This is a genomic window from Prosthecobacter sp. Pr1, from assembly GCF_057652315.1.
Genome location: NZ_JBYFBS010000006.1, coordinates 108,347 through 134,075 on the forward strand (window position 1 = coordinate 108,347; position 25,729 = coordinate 134,075).

Genomic DNA, 25,729 nt, shown 5'->3' on the forward strand with positions numbered 1-25,729 from the left:
AAATCAGCATAAGAGTATATGAACCGGGCATTCATTTTCCTGACGACCCTGGCTGTTTTGATTCTCTTTGGCGGCCCTCGCATCGCCAAAACTCAAAAGCCGAGCGAGGAGATGATCCTGATTTTGCTTCATTACAAATCCGGCCCGAATGATCTGGATGTCAAAAAGCTGCCCTTGGATAAGGGTATGGACTTTCCTTCAAAAAAGGAAATGCCTGAATACGAAGTGTACAATGTACCTTACCCTGAAGGCTTCGCCGATTATTTTGACTACAGGTTTATCTCCACATAAAATCGGGGCGCTTCTGGATTCACCAAAGTGGAGGGGTGGCAGGAGTCAGCAATTTTTACGGCCCTGGTTTGGTGAAGGATCTGCGAAAGTGACGGACGGTCACTTCACCTCCGCCGCCATCTCCAGCAGCGCATCCATCATTTTCACGGATGCCTGAGGTTCCAGATTGTTCGTGCCGGGCCATGTCTCATAGCCGCCGAGTTCAAAGTGACGCGGGGTGGGCATGTAGCCGTAGTAGCCGTTCGCCAGCTCGACCATGAAGGATTTGGCAAAGGGGCTGCGCTTGCGGAATTCGACACCGGTTTCGGCGAAGGTCTCCGTCGGAGTCGTGCCGATGCAGATGTCGCCGATGCGCAGAATCTGCACGGGGGCCTTGGTGGCAGGGCTGGCCTGTGCGAGGCGCTGAATGCGCCCGGCATAGGCGAGAGGCAGATCGGCCTTGCCCTGGATGCGGGGAGTTTTGGCCTCGGTTTCTTTGGCCCAGGCGATGAGTTCGGGATCGATCTTGCGCCATGCGATGTCGAGCTCGCGATAGCGGGCGGCGAGAGGGGCGCTGTTTTGCCAGGTCACACCGGCGAGGGCAGTGTTTACTTTTGCCGCCACGTCTTCGGCGACGTAGCGCATCTGCTCATAGGGCTTTTTGCGCGGCTGAGGGTTGCGGAAGTTGATGTTGTTCGCGTCACCGCTGGTGCCGTTGGCCATCATCGCGACAAAGGGTGGCTCATCGGAGCCCCCGGATTGCAGTCGCTTGAGGGCTTCGCAGTACATACCATAGTAGTCAGCGGAAATGTCCGCCCCATTCACGCCGCCAACATAATGCAGGGAATACGCGGAATAGACCGAGATGAGCCGCCCGCCGGGCTCGCGCAGGGCGATGAATGAGACGATGGGATCGGGCTCGCCAGCAGGCTCGACGAGTGCGGGATTGCCGGCTCCGGGGTTCATCTTCACCTTGTCGATTTTGCCGAAGGGATTGGGAGGCATTTTGCCCTCTTGAAGGAACCAGCGGCGGATATGCACATGCTCCGGCACCGCCACTGTGCCAAAGGCTATCTCCGCCGGACGCAGCAGATAGAGCGCACGCCGCACTCCATCTGCGATGCGGCGGACAACGAATTTTTGGTAGTCCGTGAGTTCCAGATCGGAAAAATAACCCCGGACCGGACCACCCAGGGCATTCACCGCCGAATGGGTATGCGTGCCGGAGATCACCACATTGGCCGCAGGGATGCCTGTTTCTTTTTCAATCAGCTCCCGTGCAGCCACACAAACGCTGCGGTGGAGTCCAAGCAAATCACAAACGACGAGCGCCAGCTTTGTCTTCCCATCATCGAGCACGAGGCAGCGTGCGTGCAGTTCATCGTGAATGTTGGTGCAGGGATAGGGCAGGAAACCACCGACGACCTCGCCACCGAGATCCGGCGTGATGTTGCTGGTGGCGGCACCCGCCATCAAAGGAGCCTTGGGGGCATCCGCAGCATGAAGGGTGGCAACGGCAAAGAGAACGAGGAAAAACGAGCGCATGAATCCTATACTGCGCTGAGGAGGCGGTTTTGTCATGGCTTCCAATCCACCGGCAGACTGAGCGACCACACTTCATTCGAAAGCGGGCCCGCGTGCCCGCCTGTGAGCCAGAGTTTGTCCTGGAACACAAACACCGAGTGCTCATGCCGCGTCTTCCAGCAGGTCTTCGTTTCCAAACGCTGCCAGTTCTTGCCATCCGCGCTGTGCCAGACGTCACCAAAATTGTCTTTTTCCTTCGACCAGCCGCCAAGCACCCACATGCGCCCACGGTAAACAGTCGCGCTGAACCACAGCCGTGGAGCCCAGGGTGCTGACTCCGTCTCGCAGGTCCACTGCACTCCATCGCTCGATGACCACACGTCGTTCTTTGCGTGATAACCCGGCACGTAATTCCCGCCGCCGAGCACGTAGATTTTGTCGTTCAGCACCAATGCCTGATGATAAGCACGCGGCGACCATGCCGCCTTTGCCGTCTCGAGCTTCCATTCTTTGCCATCCGCAGATGACCACACATCGTTCTTCAGGCTCGCATCATCGCCAAAGTAGTAGTTCTCCGTGCCGCCGAGCATCCACATGCGGCCGCGATGCTCCACCAGACCCGCCGCAAGCCGTGGTGTCCAGCCTGCGCTTGCAGTGGCTTGCTCCCACTTTTCGCCATCAGTGGATGACCACACCTGATGGCTCGCCGAATGCCCCGGCAGACGGCCTTTGTGCCACCCGCCCATGATCCACATGCGGTCATGAAAGGTGGTGCTCATCGCGAGATCACTATGCAGCCATGGTGCGTTCTGAGTGATCAACTTCCATGCTTTGCCATCGCTGGAAGACCAAACATCACGCGGTGGTTCCTCGAACGACTGAAACCATCCGCCGCCGATCCAAAGCTGATCTTTGAACACCCACTCCGCCTGCGAATCACGGGCCTGCCAGGCGGCTTTGGATTCAAGCACCCAGTTGATCTCAGCAGCGGAGATCTTCAGGCTGATGCACCCGATAAAAAGCAGAAGGAGCGACCGCATAATTCAAATCTCCGACTCCTTTGGCAGCAGGAAGGGCGCACGATACTCCCGGCCGAGGAGGTCGTTGGCAGGAGCGTTGTCGAGGAAGGATTCCTTGCCGCCATCCACGCGAAGATGCTGCCCGAGCGTGAGCTTTGTCTTGTCCAGATCGACACCGGCATCGCTGAGATAATGGCGGGTGCGCTCCAGCGTCTCCTGCACGTCGTCATGAACCTTGATTTCGCCGAGGCTCTTTGCGATATCGTTCACCGAAGTCGGGGAGCCGAGCCGATACGAGATATTGGCGATGTGGCAGAGCGCGCTGCTTTGATGGCCCTCCTCGATCTCCGCTTTCAGATCGCCCTGCCTGCGGCTGCGCACGGCATTGAGGAAATTGGCAAAATGGTTCTCGGACTTGCCCTCGAAGGCGCGGACGAGATTGCCTTTCAGATCGTAGAGATTCGTGTCGGCGATGATGCCTTCGCTACCGTAGAAGAACCACATCGACTTGATCGTCGGATGAAACGGCGCGGATTTAAGGCCACGCGTTTCCGAGATGATGGTCTTGTCGCCAAAGTCAAAGATGCCCACCTGCGAGTTCGGTGTCTCGGCGACATCAGTGTAACCGAGACGGCCACCGTAGCTCAACACGCTGCGGCCAAGACCGGTCACACCCAGGCCCCAGCGGCAGATGTCGAGCGAGTGGACATTGTTGTTGCCGATCTCGCCGCTGCCGGTGTTCCAGAACCAATGCCAGTCGTAGTGGAACTTGGGCCGGTTGAGTTTCGGCATCGCTGCGGGTCCGGCCCAGAGATTGTAGTCGCAACGCGGCGGCATCGCGCATTCGGCAGGCCCGCCGATGGAACCACGCCCGCCGTAGATGATGCTTTTCGCCAGCTTCACCTCGCCGAGTTTGCCTTCGCGCATGTATTTGACCGCCTCGGCCAAAGCACCCCGTGAACGATTCTGAGTCCCACCCTGGCAGATGCGGCCCAGCTTTCGCGCCACCTGCACCATGCGCCTGCCTTCGATGACGTTATGGCTCACCGGCTTTTCCACATACACATCCTTGCCCGCCTGCATGGCCCAGATTGCAGACAGTGAATGCCAGTGATTCGGCGACGCGATGAACACCACATCCACCGACTTGTCCTCCAGCACCTTTCGCAAGTCCTGCACCTTCTTCGGCATCGGCCGCTTCGCCTGCACAATTATCTCTCCCACCTCGTCGGCACGATCCAGATCTGGATCACAGACATAAGCCACATCGCATTCGGCAATCCGAGTCAGTTCTTTGGCATGCGCCTTGCCCCGGATGCCGCAGCCAATGATCGCAGCGGTGATTTTTTCATTCGCACTGACCGGCTTGGGATCAGCTGCAAACAAGGGCGCTGGCAGGCTGACTGCGGCGGCGGCCATGAGGGAGTCTTCGAAGAAACGGCGGCGGGTAAGAGAACGCATGGTTGGAAAGTCATACGAGGCAAGAAGCGCCGGGCTTGCTGTTTTATCCAAATGAACCGGCGCCTTCAAGAGTGCCGAAGCGTGCTGCGCCACAGAGAAGAAGTGATCGTCTGCGAGTTCTGGCTGCTGGAGGCGTATTCACCCGTCATGACTCGTTTCCTTGTCCTCATCACCTTCGTTTGGATATTGAATGCCTCCGCCGAGGACTGGCCGCAGTTCATGTTCAACTCGGCCCATTCTGGCAATGCGGTGGCTCGTGACATCGACGCGGAAAAGCTGCACCTGCAGGGTGCGTTGTCGATGACGGACGGCATCTTCACCTCTCCAGTGATTGCGGAGGGCAAGGTGTATGTCGTGGATGGATCGGGTTACGCCGCTTGCTTCGATGCCGCGACGCTGAAGGAGGTGTGGCATTTTCAAAGCAAGGGCGGGAAGCAGAACGTGAACAACGTGAGCTCTCCGGCCATCGTGGGCAAGCACCTGCACTTTGGCACCGCAGCGGGAATCTATTACGTGCTGGATCGCAGCACCGGCGCGGTGGTGAAGGAGATCGACTGCGGCGAGCCGATCTTTAGTACGCCGGTCATCGGCAAGGACCGTGTCTATTTTGCCACGCTCGGCGCGCAGGTTTATGCGATCACGAACGAGGGCACGGTGAAGTGGAAATGGGACTTCGTGAAGGAGGTGGTCGGATTCGACGGCAACCGCTGGAGCGGGGAGGAGTGGGCGAAGTTTTGTGAGAAGCGGATGCTGGCAACGCTAAAGCCGGGAAGCAAGCCCACCTCCAGCGACGGACGTGTCACGTGGAAAGATCACTTCGTCTGCTCGCGCGACATCTGCCTCATCCGGGGGAACACCGTCGTCATGCCAGCGGGAGGGCGCACTCTGTTCATCGAAGACACGGCTGACGCGCCGAAGCTGAAAGCCACGGGCGAGATTCCAGAGTGGTCCGGCAAGGAATTTCCCGCGACCTTTGGCCAGAGCGCGGATGATGACGGCAACGTGTATGTGCAGTGGCACCGCCGCGACAACGCGGGCCGCGTGGACATCATGCGGCTGGAGGGTGACACGCTGACCACCGGCGACTTCGTGCCAGGCACGGACACGAACATCCGCATGGACGGCCTGCTGAGCTTTGCACCTGTGGCGATTCGCGGGAAGGACGTTTATCGGGTGCGGCCTGAAAACGAACGGGGAGTCATGCGCCATCGGCTGGGCGCCAAAGATGACAGAGGCGAAGTGCTGACGATGGGGGGATATATCGCCCCACCTGTGCTTACCAAAAATCACGTCATTGTGGGAGATCTGAATGGACGCCTGCACATTGAGCCTATTGCAGAACATCTTGCGCGCGCCAGCTCCATCGAGGTCTCGGATGCAGCGATCTCCGCCCCGGTGGCGGTGGCTGATGGTCGGATCTATGTGCCCAGCGAGGACGGCCGAGTCCATGTTTTTGGTCCCAAGAAAGCCGAGACTGGAAAACATGACCGGGACGACATTGCCAAAATACGCAGCCCGCTCACCGGCAAGCTGGCCGCCTCCGAGTACGACTGGTACACGAACTACGGCAACTTCGCGGGGCAGAACTCTAATAACCAGGGCATCACGCCACCGTTGCGCATGCGCTGGGCGCGGCGTCTCGAAGGCACGGTGAAGCATCTGCCAGTGTGCGGAGGCGGACGAATCTACACGCACACCGCCGAGGGCCAGATCATCGCGTGCGAGCAGGACACGGGTAGGCTGCTGTGGCGGCGCTGGTGGCCGGATGTCTACTTGTCTTTCACGTCGCCGCTGTACATCGACGGCAAGCTCCTCATCCCGCAGGCAGGCATTAAAAAATCCTTTGTGCGCTGTCTGGATGCCGCGACAGGGCAGATGCTCTGGGAGGCACCCTTTACCGGTTCACCAAGCTGGAGCCGGCAGTTTCCGCCGGTCGTCTCCGGGAAGATCGCGATCTATGCGAGCGGCAGCGGCGACTACGCACCCCAAGGAAGCGAGAAGCCATGGACTTTTGGCGGAGCACCGGTCAAACCCGCCGACGGGCATGATGTGATGAGCTTCATCTATTCCAATGACAATCCGTACTACCCCACGAACCACCACCCGCGTGTCTGGGCCTGGGATCTCGACACCGGCAAGGTGGTATGGGAGAAAGACTTTTCCGATCAAGGCCGCGGCGGCAACGACTGCGGCATCTGCATCCTCGACGGCAAGCTGTATTACTCTGTGTTTTTCGGCTATGACGCCGACCAGCGCGCGCGCCGTGGGCAGCCGGTGGGAAACAACGGGCTCACGGTGTGCATCGAGCCGAAGTCAGGCAAAATCCTATGGCAGACCAACGACTATTACGTCACCGCCAAATGCACGCTGAGCGCACGCGACGGCAGGCTCTACATCGGCGGGTACAACAAGGCGGACGCAGGCACGGAGGACCGCTTTGTCTGGTGCCTTGACGCCAACACCGGCAAGCTCGTCTGGAAATCCGACGCCGTGACCTCGGCGCTGAACGTGGTCAGCGTCGGCGAAAGATTCATCTTTTCCAACGCGCTTCGCGGCAAAGGCAACATCTTTGACCGCGACACCGGCAAGGTCACCTACAGCATCCTCACGAACTATGCATGCTGCCGCTTCACCCTGAGCGAGCCGTATGTACTGGGCGCAAACATGGACATGATCGACCTCTCGCAAGAGGGCAAGCTGGTCTCCACAGGACCAGCCATCGATTCACGCGAATGCCTCGGCGCGGTGGTGAGCAACGGCCGCATCTTTTACACCTCACAGGCGAGCGGTTTTGTCGTGTCGCAAACGTATGGGCCGGAGTCCAAGGAACTGCCGCCAGCATGGGAGGTGCGGAGCGCTGTCAAACCTTGATGAGGATGCGTGCAACGTTCACTTTACCCAGCGAATGCACGATGGCATCGGCATCTCGACTGGAGCGCCGGTGGCTGTGATTTTCCCGCTCGTGGCATCAATCCGAAATACGACCACGCTGTTTCCCGGCATGTTCGCGCAGAGAAGCCATCGGCCATCCGGGGTGATGAGCAGGTTCTGCGGCCCTTTGCCGAGGCTGGGATCGATGGAGAGCAGTGTGAGTCTGCCATCGTCACCTATGCGATACGACGCGATGCTGTCGTGACCCCGATTTGTGCCGTAGAGAAACTTGCCGTCGGGGGTGATTTTCAAATCAGCCGTGTAGCTCTTGCCACTGAATCCGGAGGGAAGCGTGGCGACGGTCTGCCGCTCGGTGAGCGTGCCGGATGCGGCTGTATAATCAAAACAAGTCACCGTGTTTGCCAGTTCGTTGATCACGTACACATGCCTGCCGTTCGGATGAAAGGTGATGTGCCGCGGACCGGATCCGGGCTGCATCTTCGCAAAGGGCTGGGCCTCATTTGGCGTGAGCTTTGCCTTGGCCGCATCAAGTTGGTAAACCAGGATCTTGTCGATGCCCAGATCGGCAGCGAGAGCGAAGCGGTTGTCTGGACTGATGACGATGCTATGCGCATTGGGTCCCTTCTGGCGCTCGGGATCAGTGCTGGAGCCGCTGTGCTGCACAAATGTGGCTGCCTCTCCCAGCAGACCATCCTCTTTCACCGGCAGCGACGCGACACTTCCTGACGCATAATTTGCCACCACCACGGTCTTTCCCGTGGCATCGACATTAAGGTAACACGAAGCTGTTCCAAGCGCAGACTGCTGATTCAGCTTCTTCAGCCGGCCGGCACGGCCTTCAAGAGCGTAGGCCGCCACAAATTCATCATCCGCCCCACCGAACTTATCGGCATTGATCGCATAAAGGAAGCGTTGGTCGGGCGAAACAGCCAGGAAGAACGGATTCTGAATATCAGTGGTTCGATGCAATGGCTGCAAAGCGCCTGTCTTCGAGTCGAAGCGAAACGCATGAATGCCAGCTTTGTCCCCCGAGGCGAACGCGGAGATAAACACCACAGGCTCTGCCGCCGAAAGCGTGACGGAGGCCATGCAGAGAGCAGCTAGAAGTGAAGACGTAAAATAGCGCATAATGGAATGATATGCCTCACGCAAGAATGCCAGTCACCACATCACCGTACACGTCTGTCAGACGGAAGTCGCGACCGGCATAACGATAGGTGAGCTGTTCATGATCAAGGCCGAGCTGATGCAGAATGGTGGCATGCAGATCATGAACATGAACCTTCTTTTCAACGGCATTCATGCCGAGTTCATCGGACGCACCATAGGCAAGGCCGCCTTTGATGCCGCCACCGGCCAGCAGAGTGCTGAAGGCGGTGTGGTGATGATCGCGACCACGGCGCATGGGATCGACCTGCTTGTTTTTGTCCTGCGTTTCCTGCGAGTAGGGCGTGCGGCCAAACTCACCGGTCCAGACGACGAGAGTGTCCTCCAGCAGGCCGCGCTGCTTGAGATCGCTGATGAGTGCGGCGGAGGCGCGGTCGCTGTCGGCACAGAGCTTGGGGTGGTTCTTGTAATGGTCGCTGTGCGTATCCCAGGGCTGGTTGCTGCTGCTGGTGTAATAGACGCTGATGTAGCGCACGCCGGATTCGGCAAGACGACGCGCGAGGAGGCAGGAGCGGCCAAAGGGGGTGTCGCCATACATCTCGCGCATCTTTGCGGGCTCGCGACTGATGTCGAAGGCATCGCTGGCGGCGCTCTGCATGCGGTAGGCGGTTTCCATGGCCTTGATCTGGCCTTCGAGCGCCTGGTCCTGCTCGCGCTTGGCGGCGTGCAGGTGGTTGAGCTTTTGAATGAGGTCGATCTGGCGCCGCTGCTGCGCGGGGGCGAGCACGGAGTTGCGCACGTTGGCGACGAGCTTGTCCACGCTCATGTCGGAGGTGATGACACCGGTGGCCTGATACTCCGAAGGCAGGAAGGAATTGCTCCACAGGGCGGGGCCCACCACGATGTTGGGAGTGGGCCGCAGCACGACGAAGCCGGGCAGGTTTTCGTTTTCACTGCCCAGGCCATACAGCACCCATGAGCCCATGGACGGGCGGATGGGCTGGAGGTTGCCGGTGTTCATCATGAGCAGCGCGGGCTCATGATTTGGCACATTGGTGTGCATAGAGCGGATGACGCAGCAGTCATCAATGATGCTGCCCAGCGCGGGCAGGCTCTCGCTGACCTCGATTCCACTCTGCCCGCACTTGTGAAACTGCAGAGGGGATGACATGAAGCCGCTGGTCTTCGGCGCTTTGTAGAGTTTGCCGGAAGGCTGCTGGCCTTCGTATTTTTTCAGCGCCGGCTTCGGATCAAAAGTATCGATGTGCGAGGGCGCACCGTTCATGAAGAGGAAGATGACCCGCTTGGCGCGCGGAGTGATCTGCTGTTTCACTGCGGCACCGGCCTGCGAACCCATCATGCCCGCAAGGCCGATGGCACCAAAGCCAGCCGAGAGACGATGGAGGGCTTCGCGCCGGGTGAGCTGCGCGGGGTTGGGATCAGTCCACATAGAGCATTTCATTGGTGGCGAGAAGCGCCTGCGCGAACTGCTCCCACGCGTTGGGGCCGGATTCGGTGGCGGGCTGCTGCAAAAAATCACGGGCGATGGCGAGCTCCTCCGCCTCGGGCTCGCGGGCAAACAGGAGTGTGTAGGCGTGGCGGATGCGGGCGGCATCATCGCCGCCGCTTTGCTGGATGCGCCGGGCAAGTTGTTTTGACTGCTCGATAATGAAGGGGCTGTTCATCACATAGAGCTTCTGAGTGGGCGTGGTGCTATTGCTGCGCCGGGCGGCATGGACATTGGCATCCGGGTAGTCGAAGAGCATGAGCGTTTTGTTCAGCTCTCGGCGGCTGACCTGGGAGTAGATGGTGCGCTTGTGGTGCGTGGGTTCGTCCAGGTTCTGCGACTTGCCGCCCTCGAGCGTGAGCGTGCCTGCGGTGGCCATGATGGCATCCCGCCAGGACTCGATGCCGAGCTGGCGGCGGTTCATGCGCCAGAGGTGATCGTTAGCTTCATCCAGCTGTGCATTGGCCGCGCTGCCGCTGCTGCCCTGGCGATAGGTGGCGGACATGACGAGCTCGCGCATGAGGCGCTTCACGGACCAGCCGTTCTGCATGAAGCGCAGCGCGAGATCGTCGAGCAGTTCGGGATGCGTGGGCTTGTCTCCGGTGGTGCCAAAGTTGCTCGGAGTGCGCACCAGCGGCCTGCCGAAGAGCAGGTCCCAAACCCGATTCACCATCACGCGGGCGGTGGGTGGGATTGGTGATCTGGCGGGCGAGCTCGACGCGGCCGCTGCCTTGCTGAAACTTCACCGGCTCATCCTTGCTGAGCACCTGCAGCCAGCCACGCGGGACATTGGGGCCGGGCGTCTTAACATCGCCGCGATCATAGACGGGGAGGTCATGCGGATTCACATCACGCACGATGTGCAGGGTGCCGGGGTCCATTTTATCGGCCAGAGTTTTGCCGTCCTCATCCTTGCCATCGGGGCGCAGATTCACCAGCTGCATGGAGGCAAAGACGCCGGCCATGGCGTAGTAATCGCGCGCGGTGATGGGGTCGAACTTGTGATCGTGGCAGCGTGCGCAGGCCACGGTGAGACCGAGGAAGGTCTGTGACACGGTGTCCACCTGCTCCGACCACTCCTCCGCCTGCACATCGAGCTGGCCGCGGGCATACAGCTTGTGCCCGAGACCGAGAAAGCCGAGCGCCGCCAAGTCAGCCTTGTTCTGCGGCTCGATCAAATCCACCGCGAGCTGCTTCTGCACAAAGGCATCGTAAGGCAGGTCGGCATTGAAGGCGGCGATGACCCAGTCGCGATAGCGCCACGCGTTCGGATAGGCGAAGGAGGAATTGTTGCCCACCTGATGAGCCTGATCTTCGGCATAGCGGGCGAGGTTCAGCCACATGGCGGCCATGCGTTCGCCAAAGGCTCGGCGGCTGAGGAGACTGTCCACAAGTCGCGCGTAGGCGTCCGGGCGTGTGTCATTCACAAAGGCATGTAATTCTTCAGGCGTGGGCGGCAGGCCGGTGAGGTCAAAGGTGGCGCGGCGGATCAAAGTGCGCGCATCGGCCTCGCGTGTGGGCGTGAGGTCGGCGGCCTCCATGCTGGCGAGAATGAAGTGATCCACGCGCTCGCGCGGCCAGGAGGTTTCCTTCACCTTCGGCAGGGCCTGAGCCTTGGGCGGAACAAAGGACCAGTGCTGGCGCGCTTTGGTCCAGTCAATCGGCGCAGGATCCGCTGCCTGCGTGGTGACGCAGAGCAGAAGCAGCGTGGTGATGGTTTGAAACGGGGCGTTTGGCACCCGGACAGTACGCACGCAGGAGCCTTCTTTTACGCTCGATAATCGCTGCTAGGCAATAAGCCCCTTCACCACCTTGGCCGGGTTCACGCCGGTGAGGCGGAAGTCGAGGCCTTGGAAGCGGTAGCTGAGCTTGTTGTGATTGAGGCCGAAGAGATGCAGGATCGTGGCGTGGAAGTCGTGGATGGACACGGGATCACGCGCGACGTGCCAGGCAAAATCATCCGTCTCGCCATGGACCTGGCCGCCCTTGATGCCGCCGCCGGCCATCCAGAGGCTGAAGGCATAGGGATGATGATCGCGGCCAGTGACCTTCTTGAATCCTTTTCGATTTTCTCCCAACGCGGTGCGGCCAAACTCGCTGCCCCACACGACGAGCGTGGTATCGAGCAGGCCGCGCTGTTTGAGGTCTTTGAGCAGTGCCGCGATGGGCTGATCGACCATGCCGCAATTGTGCGCGAGCTGGGGATCAAGGGCGCTGTGGTGATCCCACGAGGCGTGGATGATGTTCACGAAGCGCACGCCGCGCTCCACCATCCGCCGTGCATTCAGGCAATGCCGCGAAAAGGTCTGGTAGTTGCCGATGCCACCGAGATTGCTCTTGATGGGCGGCTCGATGCGGTTCACACCATAGGCATCCAGCGTGGCCTGGGATTCACCGCTCAGGTCCACCAACTCCGGGGCGGCGCTCTGCATGCGGAATGCGAGTTCGTAACTGTTGATGCGGGCCGCTATCTCAGGATCACCGATGTGCTGGTGCTGAAGACGATTGAGGTCGTTCAAGGCGCGGATGCTCGCAGACTGCATCTCCGGCGAGATGCCTGCGGGATTGCCCAGGTTCAGAACAGGCGAGGCGCCATTGCGAAACATCACTCCAGAATAGGAGGATGGCAGGAAGCCGCTGGACCACGTGGAGCTGCCGCCCGGCAGCCCGCGACCTTTGCTGACCATGACGACATAAGATGGCAGCTCCTGCGAAGGATTGCCGAGACCATAGGTCACCCACGAACCCACGCTGGGGCGGCCGAGGCGGGATTCGCCGCAGTTCAGCATGAGCTGGCCCGGGAGGTGATTGAACTGCGTGGTGTGCATGGAACGCACCAGCGCAATGTCATCCGCACAGGTGGCGATGTGCGGCAGCAGATCGCTGATTTCCATGCCGCATTGCCCGTGCTTTTTGAAGACGCGGCTGGTGCCCATCACCGTGGCCGTGTCTTTTTGCAGGAAGGCAAACTTCGCATCTCCTACGATCGAATCGGGCAGCGGCTGGCCATCGTATTTGTTAAGCAGGGGCTTCGGATCAAAGAGATCCATCTGCGAGGGGCCGCCTTCGAGGAAGATGAAGATGCAGCGCTCCGCCTTCGGCGCAAAATGCGGCCTGCGCGTGGCCAGAGGATCGGCCGGCATGTCCGCGTCCGCAGCGAGCAGGCCATCCTGCTTCAGCAGGGAAGCCAGGGCGAGCGTCCCAAGGCCACAGGAACTCGTCGCTAGGAAATCCCGACGCGTTTGGGTGATGTACTCCTGTGGCGACATGATGGTCAGGCCAGTTCCTTGATCGACTGGAATTCGTTATCGACGAGATAGTGCGGACGCCCGGAGAAGTCGGACACCGTGCTGGTGTGGGGATTGATGCCCAGATTATTGTACAGCGTGGCGAAGATCTCCTGGAAATGCACCGGACGGTCTGTGGCCTCACCGCCGAGGCGGTCCGTGGCGCCGATGACCTGGCCATTCTGCATGCCGCCCCCGGCGAGCAACGCGCAGGACACATTGGGCCAGTGATCACGTCCGCCTTTGTCATTCACGCGCGGCGTGCGCCCAAACTCGCCCCAGGCGAGCACGGTCACATCCTTGTCCATGCCGCGTTCATGCAAATCCTCCACGAGGGCGGAGATCGCCTGATCAAAGTCCGGCAGGTTTTCCTGCGCGTTCTTGAAGTTCTGCCCGTGCCAGTCCCAGAAACTGTAGCTGAGTGTCACCACTCGCACACCGGCTTCGACCAGCCGACGCGCCAGCAGAAACTGCTCATTGAGGCGCGGCGCGGCATCGCCCTGGATTTTCTCAGTGCCTTTGCCGTAACGCTCGCGGACCTTGGGAGACTCTTTGGAAAGGTCGAGCGCATCGACAAGCTGCGAGGAGGTCAGAATTCCATAGGCCTGCTGCCGGAAGACATCGATGCCCGCCATGGTGCCCGAGGCATCCGTCTCGCGGCGGAAGGTGTCAAAAGCGGAGAGCAGTCCGCGGCGATCCCCCAGGCGCTCCAGTGTCACCCCATTGAGCGACATGTCTTCCTTGCCCCGCTCCAAAGGCATGAAGGGCGCATGTGCCACACCAAGGAAACTCGGACGCCCCTGATTGTAAGGCGTGTGCTTCATCTGCTGGGAGAGGTTTACATAGCCGGGCACCGTGGGTGCGCCGCCCTTGAGCTTGGACACCACGCTGCCGATCTCCGGCCAGCCACCCGGAGGCGCATTGTTGCTGAGGCGACCCGTCACACACTGAAAGCTCTCATGCCGGTCCTTCGCTCCCACGACGCTGCGAATGAAGGTGAGCTTGTCCGCCATCTTCGCCATGCGCGGCAGATGCTCGCTGATCTGGATGCCTGGAACGTTCGTGCCGATGGGCTTGAATGGTCCGCGAACCTCTGAAGGCGCATTCACCTTGATGTCATACATGTCCTGGTGCGGCGGTCCACCGGGCAGGTAGACAAGGATGAGCGCCTTCTGCGATTTGCCGACTCCTTGTGCCGACTCCGCACGCAGCAGTTCTGGAAAGCTCAGGCCCCCGAGACCGAGACCGCCGATGCGCAGGAAGGAACGACGCGACAGGCCATCGCAGCAGCGGTTGGAGGACTGTTTGGAAAAAAGGGTGAGCATGGGGTCTATACGGGGGCAGGGCGTAAGGTGTTGCGGTGGCGAGGTGTGGAAAGAAGGCTATTCACGATTGATGAACTCATCCAGATTCATGAGCACTCGCGCGACAGCGACGAGAGTGGCGGCTTCGATCTGATCGGGCAAGGGAACCAAGGTGCTGGTGCTGCCAAGGACCTCCAAGGTTTTTGCACCGCCCGTTTCCACACGGGCTTTCTGTTCATTGTGAAAACCGACAAGGCGCTGCATCTCCTCCGCGCGCGGCGAACGGTTGAGCGTCCATTCAAACAGGTGCCGCAGGCGGCTGGCCGTGTCGTGCGCTGACTCCCGCATCGCGCGCAAGGCGAGCGCCTGTGCAGCTTCCACGAAAACGCTGTCGTTCATCATGGCGAGAGCCTGGAGCGGTGTGTTGCTGCGCTCGCGCCGCACGCAGGCGTCTGCGGCATCGGGTGAATCAAAGGTGGTGAGAGTGGGATACAGCACGCTGCGCAGAGTGATGATGTACAAGCTGCGGCGGTAGATTTCGTCACCAGGACTGGCCTGCCAGTTTGATGAGCGACCCACATCAAAAACATCTTCTGGAAGGGGAGGCCGGAAGCTGGGACCGCCGAGGGTGCGCTTTAGCAAGCCGCTGACGGCAAGCGCGGAGTCGCGCAAGATTTCAGCGTCCAGGCGGATGCGGTTCTGGCGGGCCAGGAGGCAGTTCAGGGGATCGAGTTCCACGATGTCTTCACGATGCGCCGAGGACTGGCGATAGGTGGCGCTCATCACGATGAGCTTGATGAGCTTCTTGCGGCTCCAGCCGTTGCGCATGAACTCGGTGGCCAGCCAGTCAAGCAGATCGGGATGCGAGGGCGACTCACCGGCTGTGCCGAAGTCATCCGGCGTGCGCACGAAGCCAAAGCCGAAGAGCTTGCTCCAGATGTGATTCACCGCGACGCGGCTGGTGAGCGGATGCTGCGGCGAGACAAGCCAGTGCGCGAGATCGAGGCGGCCGGGCTCCGGCTGAACGGGCTTTGCCATCGGCGGCAACGCGGAAAGGCTGGCAGGAATGACGTCCGGACCGCGGCGGGTGTAGTCGCCCGCCAGATGGACATAGGTCTGGCGGCGATCCTTGTCAGCCTCGGCCAGGGCCTGCGCCTTGGTCTTCGCATCGTCACGGTCCACGGTGTTGTCGAAGAAGGCGTAGAAGCTGTAGTAGTCGCGGATGGTGATGGGATCGTATTTGTGCGTGTGGCACTGGGCGCAGCCCACGGTGAGGCCCATCCAGACACGACCGGTCGTATTGACTCGATCCACGAGGTTTTGATAACGCGCCTCCTCCTTGTCCACACCTGCCTCGGTGTTGAGCGCGGCATTGCGATGAAAGCCGGTGGCGGTGATTTGATCCGGCGTGGGTAGCTGCAACAGGTCGCCAGCGATTTGATCGATGGTGAACTGATCAAACGGAAGGTCAGCATTGAAAGCACGAATGACCCAGTCACGATAAAGATAGGCGTTGGGGCGAAGGCCATCACCGAGGAAGCCGTTTGAATCCGCGTAACGCGCCATGTCCAGCCAGTGGCGCGCCCAGCGCTCGCCAAAATTCGGCGAGGCGAGGAGGCGGTCCACGATCTTCTCGTATTTTTGTTCCGACCAATCGGAAAGAGCCGCGAGATCTGACGGAGATGGCGGCAGGCCGGTGAGATCGAGATAAACGCGGCGAATCAGCGTGGCAGGTGAGGCTGCGGGTGCGGGCTTGAGTCCATGCGTGCGGAGTCTGGCGGTAATGAAAGCATCAATGGGATTTTTACCGTCCGACTGCGGCACGGCAGGACGCTTGATCGGTTCGAAGGCCCAGTGATTCTGGTACTCAGCGCCTGCTGCGATCCAACGACGGATGAGGTCGCGCTCGATTTTGGTAAGCTGCTTCGGCGACGAAGGCGGCGGCATCACATCAGCGGGATCGGTGTGGGTGATGCGTTTCCACAGTTCACTCGCTTCAGGCTGGCCCGGCTTGATGGCCGTCTTCACGGCCTCAGCACGCACATCCAGCCGCAGATCCGCCTCGCGTTTGTCTTCGTCCGGGCCATGGCAGGCATAGCACTTCGCGGCGAGGATGGGGCGTATGTCGCGATTGAATTCCACACGTGGTTCTGCAGCGAGAGCGCTGCTGAAGACCATGATGACGAATGGAATGACAAGACGCATGGCTAGCTTATCAGCAGTTCACGGAAGGGCAGAGTCTGCGCGATCTTGGTACCGCCGTCTTCTCCGAGGACCTTCACCGTGATGGTGGCAGCGGCCCAGTCAATGCGCAGATGGCCAACGTTGGGCAGGTGGTAGGTCTGGGGAATGCAGCGGTGCTGGTTCGGCGTGGGCGTGCCGCGCGGATGCTTCTGCGTCATCGAGCTGGTGGTGAAGTCGAACACGCCATTGTGCGAGAACTCGCTCCAGTGGCGGTCGCCGCTTAAAATCACCGCCGTCTGCCCCTGCAGAAGTTTCAGCAGCCGCTGCTGCTCGTGCGGCATGTTCGCCCAGCATTCACCGCCATGTGCCTGCGGGGCAAACTGGATGCTGGACACGATGAGGCGGAGTTCCGCTGGCTGCTGAAGCACCTGGGCGAGCCAGCTCCACTGCGCGTCGCCCAGCATGGTGGCGGCAGTATCATCCGTGGGCACGTAAGAGCCGCCGAGCATGGCCTTGTCCTTCGGCACTTTTTTGAGCGGACTGCGAAAGTAGCGTGTGTCCAGCATGACGACCTGCACGCGCTTGCCGGCCGGGCCGAAGGTCTGCGCCTGATAAACGCCCTCCTGCTGACGGCGTGGTGATGTGACGGGCTCGTCGAGCCAGTTCCAGAACTCCACCTGCGCCTCCTTTTTGTGCGGGTAGCTCCCGCCACCGTCGTTTTCGCCAAAGTCGTGATCATCCCAGGTGGCGAGGATGGGCTTGTTTTGCAGGCCTTTGAAAAAGCGGCTGTTTTTAAGCAGCGCGTACTTTTCCTGCATCATCGGGATTCCGCCTTTGTCAGCATAGATGTTGTCACCCATGAAGATGAAAAGGTCACGCGGCAGCGTGAGGGTGCGATCGAGCATGGGATGCTCATGCGTGTCCAGGCAGGAGCCAAAGACGATGTCCTGCAGTGGAGAGTCATCCGCTGCATGGGCAGCAGCCCAACCGATGGCAGGAAGGGTGGCGAGGAAATGGCGGCGGGTCTTGAGCCTGGGCATAGAAGGGGGTGCTGAGTTCATGGCACAAGCTTCGCCGCATCTTGTTTCGCCTTCGCCAGCACCTCTGCCAGCGCGACAGGTTTGCCGCCTTGGCGCAGGCTTTCATCAGCTGCCTCCATGAAGGTGAATATTTCGATCGTCTCGGCTTCACTCACCGGCGGCTCTCCAGTACGGAAGAACTTGCCGATCTGGCGGCACAGCGCCTCATAGCTGATGGTTTTGGCCCCCTGACGCACGCCTTTGCTGCCATAAACTATGGCACCGAATTCGGCCTTTCCCCTCACAATGCCACGATAGGTGCCAATCCGCCCATCCTTCCACACGCCCGTGACTTGATCAGTGATGGGGCCTTTGCTGCGTGACACGGTTTCACATCCAGTTCCCATGAGCGTGAATAGGGATTCGATGCCGTGAATAGCGTAGAAAAACAAGTCCGGCGTGCCGCTCTGATATGAACACGGCCCCCAGGTGGTGACACCGAGGATGTCGCCAATTTCCTCATTGTCTTTCAAGGCGAGGAGATCGGCCCCGAAACGTGAGGATGAACTCGACCAGGTCTTGACGTGGTGCTTCTTTGCGAGCTCAAACAACGCGATGGTTTCTGGAAGAGTGCCAGCAATGGGTTTGTCGATGTACACGAGCTTGCCCGATTGAAAGACCTCACGCGCCTCTTTCAAATGGATGCGGCCATCCACGCTCTCAATCAGCACGACATCGACCTTTTCGAGAAGCTTGGAAATGGAGTCCACAATCTCCACGCCCATGCCGCTCACCTGCTCGGTGAATTTGGCCACGCGGTCTTTGCTGGCAGGCATGTCTGTGCCACCGGGATAACCCGCCACCACCTTGATGCCTGCGAGATCACCATCGGCCTTCGGATTGTTGAAGAGCTTGGTGAACGCGGGCACGTGTGAAGTATCGAGACCGATGATGCCGGCACGGAGTGGCTTGAGCGTGTCCTGGGAGAGCGCGGAGGCTGCCAGACTGAGGAAGAGAGCCGCTGCGAGCGGAAGAACCTGTTTCATAATGGCTTACACGTACGCAATGAAGTACTGAGGTTGATCAGGTCATCAGCCCCTGAATGTCGATCAGGTGCAACTGGCGCCCTTGATCGGCATGCGGAGCGTCGATGCAAACCCACCGTTCGTCACGGCTCGAACGCGGGTGACTGTCCACACGCCATTCGCCGGAGTATTCGCGGGGTAAGTGGAACTCGCCGAGGTCGATGCGTTTGTTGGTAGCGATGTGATACAGGTGTGGCGTCTGGATGCGGCGCACGCCTTTAGGATAGGTGTCGTTCAGAATCCACTCGTTGTGGCGCAGGTAGGTCAGGTGGCCGCCACTGTCGAGAACGCCATGACCTATCTCCTCAACGATGCCGCTGTCCTTGTCTTCGAAGAGGAAGTCGCCCCACTCCTTGTTGCCGAGCCAGTCCTTGGCCTGGGAGAGAATGTGCGTGGCATCGCGCCAGATGAAGTGTGAGGCATAACCATTGGGAATGACGATGCGCAGATCGCTGCCGTCCATATTGGCAGTGATCAGTCGGGTCAGATGCCCGCCCTTCGGTTGCGTCCAGCGATGCAGCATGATAAAGCGTTTGCCATCGGGGCCGACGAGAAGGTGGTAAGCGTGATGCTTCGAGTCGGGATGGTTTTCCATGACCACTCCGGTCTTGGCGAGCAGTTCGTGCGAGACGATGAGCTTCTCCTTACCGGTTTCGAGATTCACGTGGGTGACACCGCTGCCCGCAGGCGCCATGTCATCGAAGAAGCGATCCTTGATGCCGGCATAGCCGTAGCCGGGCCGGCAGTCGGCCACGCGTGAGAAATCACAGCTCACGGCTTCTTTGCCATTCGGAGCCAGCGCGTAGATGGGGCTGGGAATCGTGTGCTTCTCGCCCGTCTTCACATCAAGGATGTGACTCACGAAGCGATCCTTCTCACGATCATTCCAGATCACCTTGGATTCGGTTCCGGGAATCCATTGCAGCATGCAGCCCTGCTGCCAGCACCAGGCGCTGGACTTGCCGAGAGGGATCCATTTGTCTTTCTCCTGCAGATCGACCATGCCGACTTCGATCTCGTCGTCCGCAGTCGGAGAGCGATGTTCGAAGCTGGCTTTGTTGCTGAGCACAAAACGGTTGTCCGGCGAGAACTGGAGCTTGTCATAGTAGGCGAACCAGTGAAACCCGGGGCCTTTGGTGATGACACGCGTTCGCGGAAACTTGGGCGCATCCTGCCCACGTGCGACGAGCGATCCGAGAGCGAGCGTGGAGAGAAACTGACGGCGGTTGGGGAATGAGGTCATGGTTGTAAAATTTGACAATCTGTTATTTGGCGGCCTTTGCATCGAGCTCCGACAGTGTGAAACGGACGCTCACGATGTAGGGAGCCTCGCCTTCCGTCCAGTGGCCATAGGTGGTGGTGACGATGGTACCGTCTGGCAGCACTTCGATGCCAGGATAGGTGCAGTCAGCGCCTTTGGTGTTGTCCATGATGCGCACCCGATACTGACCCTCGGCGCCGTTGACGATGTCCTCGTATTTGCCCACCCATCCGACCCAGTCGCCTTTGGTCGAACTGACATGCGTGGTATCACGAAAGCTGATGAACAGGCGACCATCGGGCGTGTATTTGGCGACGTGCCGATCTCCCGTGAGTGCCGCAGGCAGTTCCTTGGGCTCGCTCCAGGTCTGGCCTTCATCGTTCGAGAAGATGACGAACGAATTGTACTTCCGTGAGTTCTCACGCAGCAACACGGCGATCTGCTTCCCATCCGGCGAGCGCAACGCGCCCGGCTCGCACAAGTTCGCATCTGGCAGCATGGCAATCGGGGTGGGTGCACTCCAGGTGAGGCCGCCGTCTTTGGAAAGCGTGGTGTAAACCCAGAAGCGCCAGGCTTTGGCCGGCGCGCCATGGATGAACCGACCGTCATCATGGAAGAAGGCCAGATAATGCCCCGGTGTTTTCAGATCGATCACCGTGCCCATGGTGACAATGCCGCCAAAATTGCCGATGGGATTCAATTCGCTCCAGTTTGCCCCATCATCCTCGGTGACAGCCATGCGTATGGGGTAAAGGCCGCTGAACATGATGATGCGCTTCTTGCCGCTGGCATCCACCACACGGTGCAGAGTCGGCACCTCCACTGAGGTCTCCCATGATTTTGGCGTCGGCAGCCGCTCGCTCCACGTCAGTCCCGTGTCGTTGCTGCGCTTGTAAACAATGGGGCCGCGCCCGTGACCCTTTGGATAGACGATGAGCATGGTTTTGTTGTCTTCGAGCAGCAGCGTGGTTGGATGACCAAGATACTGGCCTTTCTCCCGATCCACGATGACCTGGCGCTCTTTCTCACCGCTGATATCGACGATGGGAATCGTGTAGCCGGGAGCGAGTTTCGTTTTTAGGTTTTTCGGCGGCAGCAGCGTGACGTCCGCTTTTTGCACCCCGGTTTGTGCCAGAACGGAAGTGAGCAGTAGGGGAAAAAGGATGACTAGGGATCGACGATGCATGCAAAGCAAACGGACAACCTCGCGGAGGCTTTGCAAAGGAATCATCTTGGTGAAGCGGACTCACCACCCACTCACGGCGATCAAACTCCCAGGAGTTTCGTCATCGGATGTCCCTCGTTCTGGTCGATGCGTTCGGGACGGCCTTTGTGGTTATAGACGAGCTTGGTATGATCCAGGCCCATCAAATACAGGATGGTCGAATGGATGTCATGCACATGCAGGCGGTCTTCAATGGCATAGAGGCCGAGGTCGTCGGTGGCACCGTAGGTCTGGCCGCCCTTCACGCCGCCACCGGCCATCCACATGGTGAAGCCTGTGGGGTTGTGGTCACGGCCATCGCCCTGCTCGCTCATGGGCGTGCGGCCAAATTCGCCGCCCCAGATGACGAGGGTTTCGTCGAGCAGGCCCCGAGCTTTCAGATCGGCGAGAAGGCCAGCGATGGGCTTGTCGACAGCGTTGCAGAGCCGTGAGTGATTCACCTCTATGCCCTTGTGGCTGTCCCACTTGCTGCCAGCACCGCTGTAGAGCTGAATGAAGCGCACGCCGTTTTCGACGAGGCGGCGGGCGAGCAGGCAGTTCCGGCCAAACACAGCCGTAGCTTCGTTGTCCATGCCATAAAGCTGTTTCGTGGCCTCGGTTTCTTTGCTCAGGTCCACCGCCTGCGGCGCCTCGGCCTGCATCTTGTAGGCGAGTTCATAACCGCGGATGCGGGCATCGAGTTCAGTATTGCTGGCACGAGTTGCGCCGTAGTCGCGGTTCAAGGCACCGAGCAGGTCGAGTTTGTCGCGCTGCCGCTTGCGGTCCACGCCTTTGGGATTTTCGAGGTATTTGATCGGCACGCCGTCAGAGTTGAACTCCACGCCCTGATAAACGGCGGGCATGAAGCCGTTGCCCCAGTTGCGCACACCATTCACCACGGTGGCTTCGCTGTCCTTGATGACCACAAAGCCAGGCAGATTCTGATTTTCAGAGCCAAGTCCGTACGAGGCCCAGGCACCGAGCGAAGGCCGTCCGCCGAAGACGGAACCAGTGTTCATGGAGCACACGCCGCCTGCATGATTGATGCCGCTCGAGGCGCAGGAATGGATCACCGCAAGGTCGTCCGCATGCTGTGCCACGTTTTGAAACCAGTCCGAGATCCACAGGCCGCCCTGGCCGTACTGCTTCCAAGTGCGTTTGCATTCGAGCAGAGGCGACTTGGATTCACCCATGGCGGTGATCGGCGGCTTGAAACTTGCAGGCAAGGACTGGCCGGCGAGCTTGTTCAGCAGCGGCTTGTAATCAAAGGTGTCGAGATGGCTTGGCCCGCCTTCCATGAACAGGAAGATCACGCTCTTGGCCTTCGCCGCACGCTGCGGAAGCGTGGTGGCGGCAGAAACGTTTTGTTCACCCATCAAACCGGCCAGCGCCACAGCACCAAAGCCGCAGCCTGCGGTTTGAAGAAACTCGCGCCGTGTGTTTGGAAAATCGAATCGATTGCAGCTCATGGTGTTAGTGAAGGTAAAAGAACTCGTTGGTGTTCAGCAGGACCTGGCAGAGATCATTCATGGCCTGATGGAAGGGATCGTCCGCCTCAACCGTTTTCGCGTCCGAGCCCGACCACGCCAGCTGCGAAGTCAGCGGATCGGCAGAACGCCAGATGACGAGACCGGCCGCCCATTTCTCCGCGTCTTCATTGAGCTCCTTGTCATCCAGCGCGCCACTGGCCACGCGCAGAGCCTCGATCCGGCCATCCCATTGATGAGTGGGGGCGCGCTTGTGCAAACCACCAATCACAAGCTGCGAAGAGCCCATGCTGAGTTTCGAACGAATGTCCATGGGTACCACTGCAGTCTGCGCGGCAGCACCCGCCGTGTCGAGATCACGCACGGTGAAGGTGACGGTATGCCCCACGCATGAAACACGTGCAGCAATGTGATAACGGCGGCCCAGTTCAATGTGGATGTCCGAAGGCACGACCTGATAGCCGATGTTGGAGTTTTCATCCTCCCCAACCACCTGGATGATGACATTGCGCGGCTTGTAGCGTGATTTTTCACCTGTCACCCCAAGGCTCCAGCCAAACGCCTCCAGACTGTCCTTCCCGCCAAACCAACGCGAAGCGATGGTGCGCACTGAGGCATTCACATCGACGCTGTTGAGACTCGCGATGGCCTCCACGGTGAATTCATCGCCTTCCTTCTCGCCGTTTTGGACAATGAGGCGCTCATGCGGAGAGTTCTCCTTGAAAGCGCCGCTGCTTTCATCCGCATCGTTCGAAGCCACCGGCGCAGTCGCGGTTCCAGCGCGTTTCTTCAAAAAGGATTCCGCCTTTTCGCGTTCAATTTTCGTCGGCAGGCGACCCAGCACGGCGAGCCAGACATCATCAATGTTTTCCACGCGTCCAGCCAGCTTGCGCGCACGGGCCAGCAGCCAGTCGCCATTGAGCAGTTGCAGCGCCTGCGTCGGCGTGGTGGTGCTCTGACGTTCAGCCGTGCTGGCAAAACCGGCGGGCGCATCGAGAGCGCGCAGCAGCTCGTTCTGATTGTTGCGCTTCTTCATCGTGTAGATGGAGCGGCGCGTGCCGTTTCCATCTTCGGAGGGACCGCCGGCCTTCGCATCGAGTTCACCGCTCGCGGCCAGCAGCGCATCACGCACCTGCTCCGCATCAAGACGGCGGGGGTTGAAGTGCCACAGGTAATGGTTGGATGGATCGATCTGCGCGATGGCGGAGGTCGGCTCGCGTCGTGCCGTCTGGCGATACGTTGCGGAGAGCATGATCTCACGGTGCAGAGGCTTCAGATGCCAGCCATTCGCAACGAACTTGGTGGTCAGGTAATCGAGCAGTTCGGGATGCGTGGGTTTTTCGCCCAGCTTGCCAAAGTCACTCGCCGTCGCGACGATGCCGCGGCCGAAATGATACTGCCATACACGGTTCACGATGACGCGTGTGGAGAGCCGGTTGTCAGGGCGCGTGATCCAGTTTGCCAGGACAGTGCGGCGACCAGTGGAGTTGCCGATAGGTTTGATCTCGGGCTCCTTCGGCTCCAGCAAGGTGAGAAATCCGGGCGCGATTTCCTGCTCACCCTTGCGCGTCTTGAGCGCTACTGAGGGTGCTTTAGTCCCGGCATCCGTCGCCACAAAAGCATCCAGCAAAGGCTTCGGCTTGAGCTCGTCGAATTTCTTCAACTCCTCCGCCAATGCCTTGTATTCCGCCTTTTTTTCCTCCGTCTTGAGACTCTTCATCGGATCAAAGGTCTTGCGCTCCCGCTGCAATTGCCGCTCGCACAATCCGGCGAGCTGTTTTTCCAAGGCCTCGCGCTGCGCATCCGGCTTGCGCACCATTTCTTGCAAATCTTCGGTGAAACGTGTCAGTGCGCGCTCCACCTTGGGCTCGACCAGAGGCTTCGTCAGCGCGTCCATCTTGGCGCGAATGTCAGCGGTGGCGGTCTCCCACTTGGCCTGCTGCTCATCATAAGCTTTCTTTTCAGCAGGAGTCGCCAGCTTCATGTCATCGCGCCATTGCACCGGGGCGAGGAAGGCACGCAGACGGTAGTAGTCCTTCTGCAGGATGGGATCAAACTTGTGATTGTGGCAGTGCGCGCAGCCCATGCTCAGGCCGAGGAAGAGCTCGCCGGTGGTGTCTGTCATGTCGGTGAGAATGATGTCCCACTGACCCTTCACATCGCGCTGGTTCCATTCGTACACCGGATTGCGCAGGAAGCAGGTGGCTATCAGCACATTCGGATCATTCGGCGCGATCTCATCACCCGCGAGCTGCTCGCGCACGAACTGGTCGTAGGGTTTGTCGTCGTTGAATGATTTGATGACGTAGTCGCGGTAAGGCCACACGGATGGGCGATACTCATCTGCATTGTAGCCGTCGCTCTCGGCATAGCGCACGAGATCGAGCCAGTGCTGCGCCCAGCGCTCTCCGTATTGAGGACTGGCCAGCAGTTCATCCACCAGCTTTTCATAAGAACGTGGGTCCTTGTCATTTACAAATGCATCGATCTGCTCGCGAGTCGGCGGCAGACCATGCAGATCAAAATACACGCGTCTGACCAACTCATTACGGTCCGCTGCCGCAGCCGGGTCGAGTTTCATCTCCATTTGTTTCGCAAGTACGAAGCGATCAATGTCGTTGCGCACCCATGAACTCTTCACTGTGGGCGGTGAAACTTTTGCCACCGGCTTGAAGAACCAGTAGTTGCGCTGTTCTTCGGTGAAGCCGCCCTCCGTCACGACGACTTTCTCAGCCGCATCCTGAGGCCATGGAGCGCCCAGCTTGATCCACTTTTCCAGAACGGTGATCTCAGTGTCGGGCATCTTGCCGCCATTGTTTTTAGGCGGCATCTGAAACTCTTCGTCTTTATAATGAATCGCCTCGACCAAGGCCGACTTCTCCGGATGACCAGGAATCAAGGCGGGGCCGGTGTCACCGCCCGTCTTCAAATAGCCAATGTTGTCCACACGCAGGCCGCCTTTCTGCTTGGTGTTGCTGTGGCATTCGAAACAGCGTTTCACCAGAATCGGGCGCACCTCGTTTTCGAAGAATTTCATGGCCGAACGCGCTGCGTCGTCGTCTGCAGCAGACAACACTCCCGCAGTGTGGCAGGTGAGGAGAAAAAGGAAGGCTGGAAG

Annotated in this window: 17 protein-coding genes and 1 pseudogene; 2 read left to right on the forward strand and 16 right to left on the reverse strand. The window is 59.6% G+C overall.

Annotated elements, in window-relative coordinates; translation table 11 throughout:
- Window positions 1-18 precede the first annotated feature (18 nt).
- A complete protein-coding gene (locus AC24GY_RS12215; protein WP_487683181.1) occupies window positions 19-291 on the forward strand; it encodes a hypothetical protein in 273 nt (90 codons plus the stop codon).
- A 99-nt stretch (window positions 292-390) separates the two neighbouring features.
- Here AC24GY_RS12215 and AC24GY_RS12220 read toward each other — a convergent pair whose 3' ends face one another.
- From AC24GY_RS12220 to AC24GY_RS12230, 3 genes are read right to left on the reverse strand one after another with little or no spacing between them, the layout of a single operon-like run.
- Entirely contained in the window at window positions 391-1,815 is a 1,425-nt protein-coding gene (locus AC24GY_RS12220; protein ID WP_487683183.1) for a hypothetical protein, read from the reverse strand.
- Window positions 1,816-1,847: 32 nt separating this feature from the next.
- Window positions 1,848-2,834: a Kelch repeat-containing protein gene (locus tag AC24GY_RS12225; RefSeq protein ID WP_487683185.1), complete on the reverse strand. Its 987-nt coding sequence runs from the start codon at window positions 2,832-2,834 to the stop codon at window positions 1,848-1,850.
- 3 nt (window positions 2,835-2,837) lie between these two features.
- Window positions 2,838-4,274: a Gfo/Idh/MocA family protein gene (locus AC24GY_RS12230; protein WP_487683187.1), complete on the reverse strand. Its 1,437-nt coding sequence runs from the start codon at window positions 4,272-4,274 to the stop codon at window positions 2,838-2,840.
- A gap of 81 nt (window positions 4,275-4,355) precedes the next feature.
- Here AC24GY_RS12230 and AC24GY_RS12235 point away from each other — a divergent pair, with 81 nt between their 5' ends.
- Entirely contained in the window at window positions 4,356-7,145 is a 2,790-nt protein-coding gene (locus AC24GY_RS12235; RefSeq protein WP_487683189.1) for an outer membrane protein assembly factor BamB family protein, read from the forward strand.
- A gap of 18 nt (window positions 7,146-7,163) precedes the next feature.
- Here the strand turns inward: AC24GY_RS12235 and AC24GY_RS12240 are convergent, their stop codons facing one another.
- From AC24GY_RS12240 to AC24GY_RS12300, 13 genes and pseudogenes are all read right to left on the reverse strand, one after another.
- Window positions 7,164-8,255: a lactonase family protein gene (locus AC24GY_RS12240; RefSeq protein ID WP_487683191.1), complete on the reverse strand. Its 1,092-nt coding sequence runs from the start codon at window positions 8,253-8,255 to the stop codon at window positions 7,164-7,166.
- Window positions 8,256-8,310: 55 nt separating this feature from the next.
- Window positions 8,311-9,723, reverse strand: coding sequence for a DUF1501 domain-containing protein (locus tag AC24GY_RS12245; protein ID WP_422314674.1), 1,413 nt, complete (start codon window positions 9,721-9,723; stop codon window positions 8,311-8,313).
- The gene (locus tag AC24GY_RS12250; protein WP_487683193.1) at window positions 9,713-10,453 is read right to left on the reverse strand and encodes a DUF1553 domain-containing protein; all 741 of its coding nucleotides are present in this window, start codon (window positions 10,451-10,453) and stop codon (window positions 9,713-9,715) included. The genes AC24GY_RS12245 and AC24GY_RS12250 overlap by 11 nt, the downstream gene beginning before the upstream one ends.
- A gap of 277 nt (window positions 10,454-10,730) precedes the next feature.
- Window positions 10,731-11,534: pseudogene (locus AC24GY_RS12255) on the reverse strand (DUF1549 domain-containing protein); the annotation flags it as partial.
- A gap of 33 nt (window positions 11,535-11,567) precedes the next feature.
- Entirely contained in the window at window positions 11,568-13,049 is a 1,482-nt protein-coding gene (locus AC24GY_RS12260; RefSeq protein ID WP_487683195.1) for a DUF1501 domain-containing protein, read from the reverse strand.
- Between the two features lie 5 nt (window positions 13,050-13,054).
- Window positions 13,055-14,392 carry a DUF1501 domain-containing protein gene (locus AC24GY_RS12265; protein WP_487683197.1) on the reverse strand — a complete coding sequence of 446 codons (1,338 nt, stop codon included), beginning with the start codon at window positions 14,390-14,392 and terminating at the stop codon, window positions 13,055-13,057.
- 57 nt (window positions 14,393-14,449) lie between these two features.
- Window positions 14,450-16,576 carry a PSD1 and planctomycete cytochrome C domain-containing protein gene (locus AC24GY_RS12270; RefSeq protein WP_487683199.1) on the reverse strand — a complete coding sequence of 709 codons (2,127 nt, stop codon included), beginning with the start codon at window positions 16,574-16,576 and terminating at the stop codon, window positions 14,450-14,452.
- Window positions 16,577-16,578: 2 nt separating this feature from the next.
- A complete protein-coding gene (locus tag AC24GY_RS12275) occupies window positions 16,579-17,595 on the reverse strand; it encodes an alkaline phosphatase D family protein (RefSeq protein ID WP_487683201.1) in 1,017 nt (338 codons plus the stop codon).
- Window positions 17,596-17,612: 17 nt separating this feature from the next.
- Window positions 17,613-18,620 carry a Gfo/Idh/MocA family protein gene (locus tag AC24GY_RS12280; protein ID WP_487683203.1) on the reverse strand — a complete coding sequence of 336 codons (1,008 nt, stop codon included), beginning with the start codon at window positions 18,618-18,620 and terminating at the stop codon, window positions 17,613-17,615.
- 37 nt (window positions 18,621-18,657) lie between these two features.
- Window positions 18,658-19,902: a hypothetical protein gene (locus AC24GY_RS12285; protein WP_487683205.1), complete on the reverse strand. Its 1,245-nt coding sequence runs from the start codon at window positions 19,900-19,902 to the stop codon at window positions 18,658-18,660.
- 22 nt (window positions 19,903-19,924) lie between these two features.
- Complete coding sequence (locus AC24GY_RS12290; RefSeq protein WP_487683207.1) at window positions 19,925-21,106, reverse strand: sialidase family protein; 1,182 nt, start codon at window positions 21,104-21,106, stop codon at window positions 19,925-19,927.
- 80 nt (window positions 21,107-21,186) lie between these two features.
- Window positions 21,187-22,593 (reverse strand): DUF1501 domain-containing protein, encoded by a 1,407-nt coding sequence (locus AC24GY_RS12295; protein ID WP_487683209.1) that lies wholly within the window; start codon window positions 22,591-22,593, stop codon window positions 21,187-21,189.
- A 4-nt stretch (window positions 22,594-22,597) separates the two neighbouring features.
- Window positions 22,598-25,648, reverse strand: coding sequence for a PSD1 and planctomycete cytochrome C domain-containing protein (locus tag AC24GY_RS12300; protein WP_487683211.1), 3,051 nt, complete (start codon window positions 25,646-25,648; stop codon window positions 22,598-22,600).
- Window positions 25,649-25,729: the final 81 nt, after the last annotated feature.

Bases quoted from the DNA above. Each gene is read 5' to 3' on its own strand.
- AC24GY_RS12275 (WP_487683201.1), bottom strand. From the start codon at position 17,595: ATGCCCAGGCTCAAGACCCGCCGCCATTTCCTCGCCACCCTTCCTGCC.
- AC24GY_RS12225 (WP_487683185.1), bottom strand. From the start codon at position 2,834: ATGCGGTCGCTCCTTCTGCTTTTTATCGGGTGCATCAGCCTGAAGATC.
- AC24GY_RS12245 (WP_422314674.1), bottom strand. From the start codon at position 9,723: ATGTGGACTGATCCCAACCCCGCGCAGCTCACCCGGCGCGAAGCCCTC.
- AC24GY_RS12300 (WP_487683211.1), bottom strand. From the start codon at position 25,648: ATGAAATTCTTCGAAAACGAGGTGCGCCCGATTCTGGTGAAACGCTGT.
- AC24GY_RS12295 (WP_487683209.1), bottom strand. From the start codon at position 22,593: ATGAGCTGCAATCGATTCGATTTTCCAAACACACGGCGCGAGTTTCTT.
- AC24GY_RS12285 (WP_487683205.1), bottom strand. From the start codon at position 19,902: ATGACCTCATTCCCCAACCGCCGTCAGTTTCTCTCCACGCTCGCTCTC.
- AC24GY_RS12230 (WP_487683187.1), bottom strand. From the start codon at position 4,274: ATGCGTTCTCTTACCCGCCGCCGTTTCTTCGAAGACTCCCTCATGGCC.
- AC24GY_RS12250 (WP_487683193.1), bottom strand. From the start codon at position 10,453: ATGGTGAATCGGGTTTGGGACCTGCTCTTCGGCAGGCCGCTGGTGCGC.
- AC24GY_RS12240 (WP_487683191.1), bottom strand. From the start codon at position 8,255: ATGGCCTCCGTCACGCTTTCGGCGGCAGAGCCTGTGGTGTTTATCTCC.
- AC24GY_RS12215 (WP_487683181.1), top strand. From the start codon at position 19: ATGAACCGGGCATTCATTTTCCTGACGACCCTGGCTGTTTTGATTCTC.
- AC24GY_RS12290 (WP_487683207.1), bottom strand. From the start codon at position 21,106: ATGCATCGTCGATCCCTAGTCATCCTTTTTCCCCTACTGCTCACTTCC.
- AC24GY_RS12220 (WP_487683183.1), bottom strand. From the start codon at position 1,815: ATGCGCTCGTTTTTCCTCGTTCTCTTTGCCGTTGCCACCCTTCATGCT.
- AC24GY_RS12265 (WP_487683197.1), bottom strand. From the start codon at position 14,392: ATGCTCACCCTTTTTTCCAAACAGTCCTCCAACCGCTGCTGCGATGGC.
- AC24GY_RS12270 (WP_487683199.1), bottom strand. From the start codon at position 16,576: ATGCGTCTTGTCATTCCATTCGTCATCATGGTCTTCAGCAGCGCTCTC.
- AC24GY_RS12260 (WP_487683195.1), bottom strand. From the start codon at position 13,049: ATGTCGCCACAGGAGTACATCACCCAAACGCGTCGGGATTTCCTAGCG.
- AC24GY_RS12280 (WP_487683203.1), bottom strand. From the start codon at position 18,620: ATGAAACAGGTTCTTCCGCTCGCAGCGGCTCTCTTCCTCAGTCTGGCA.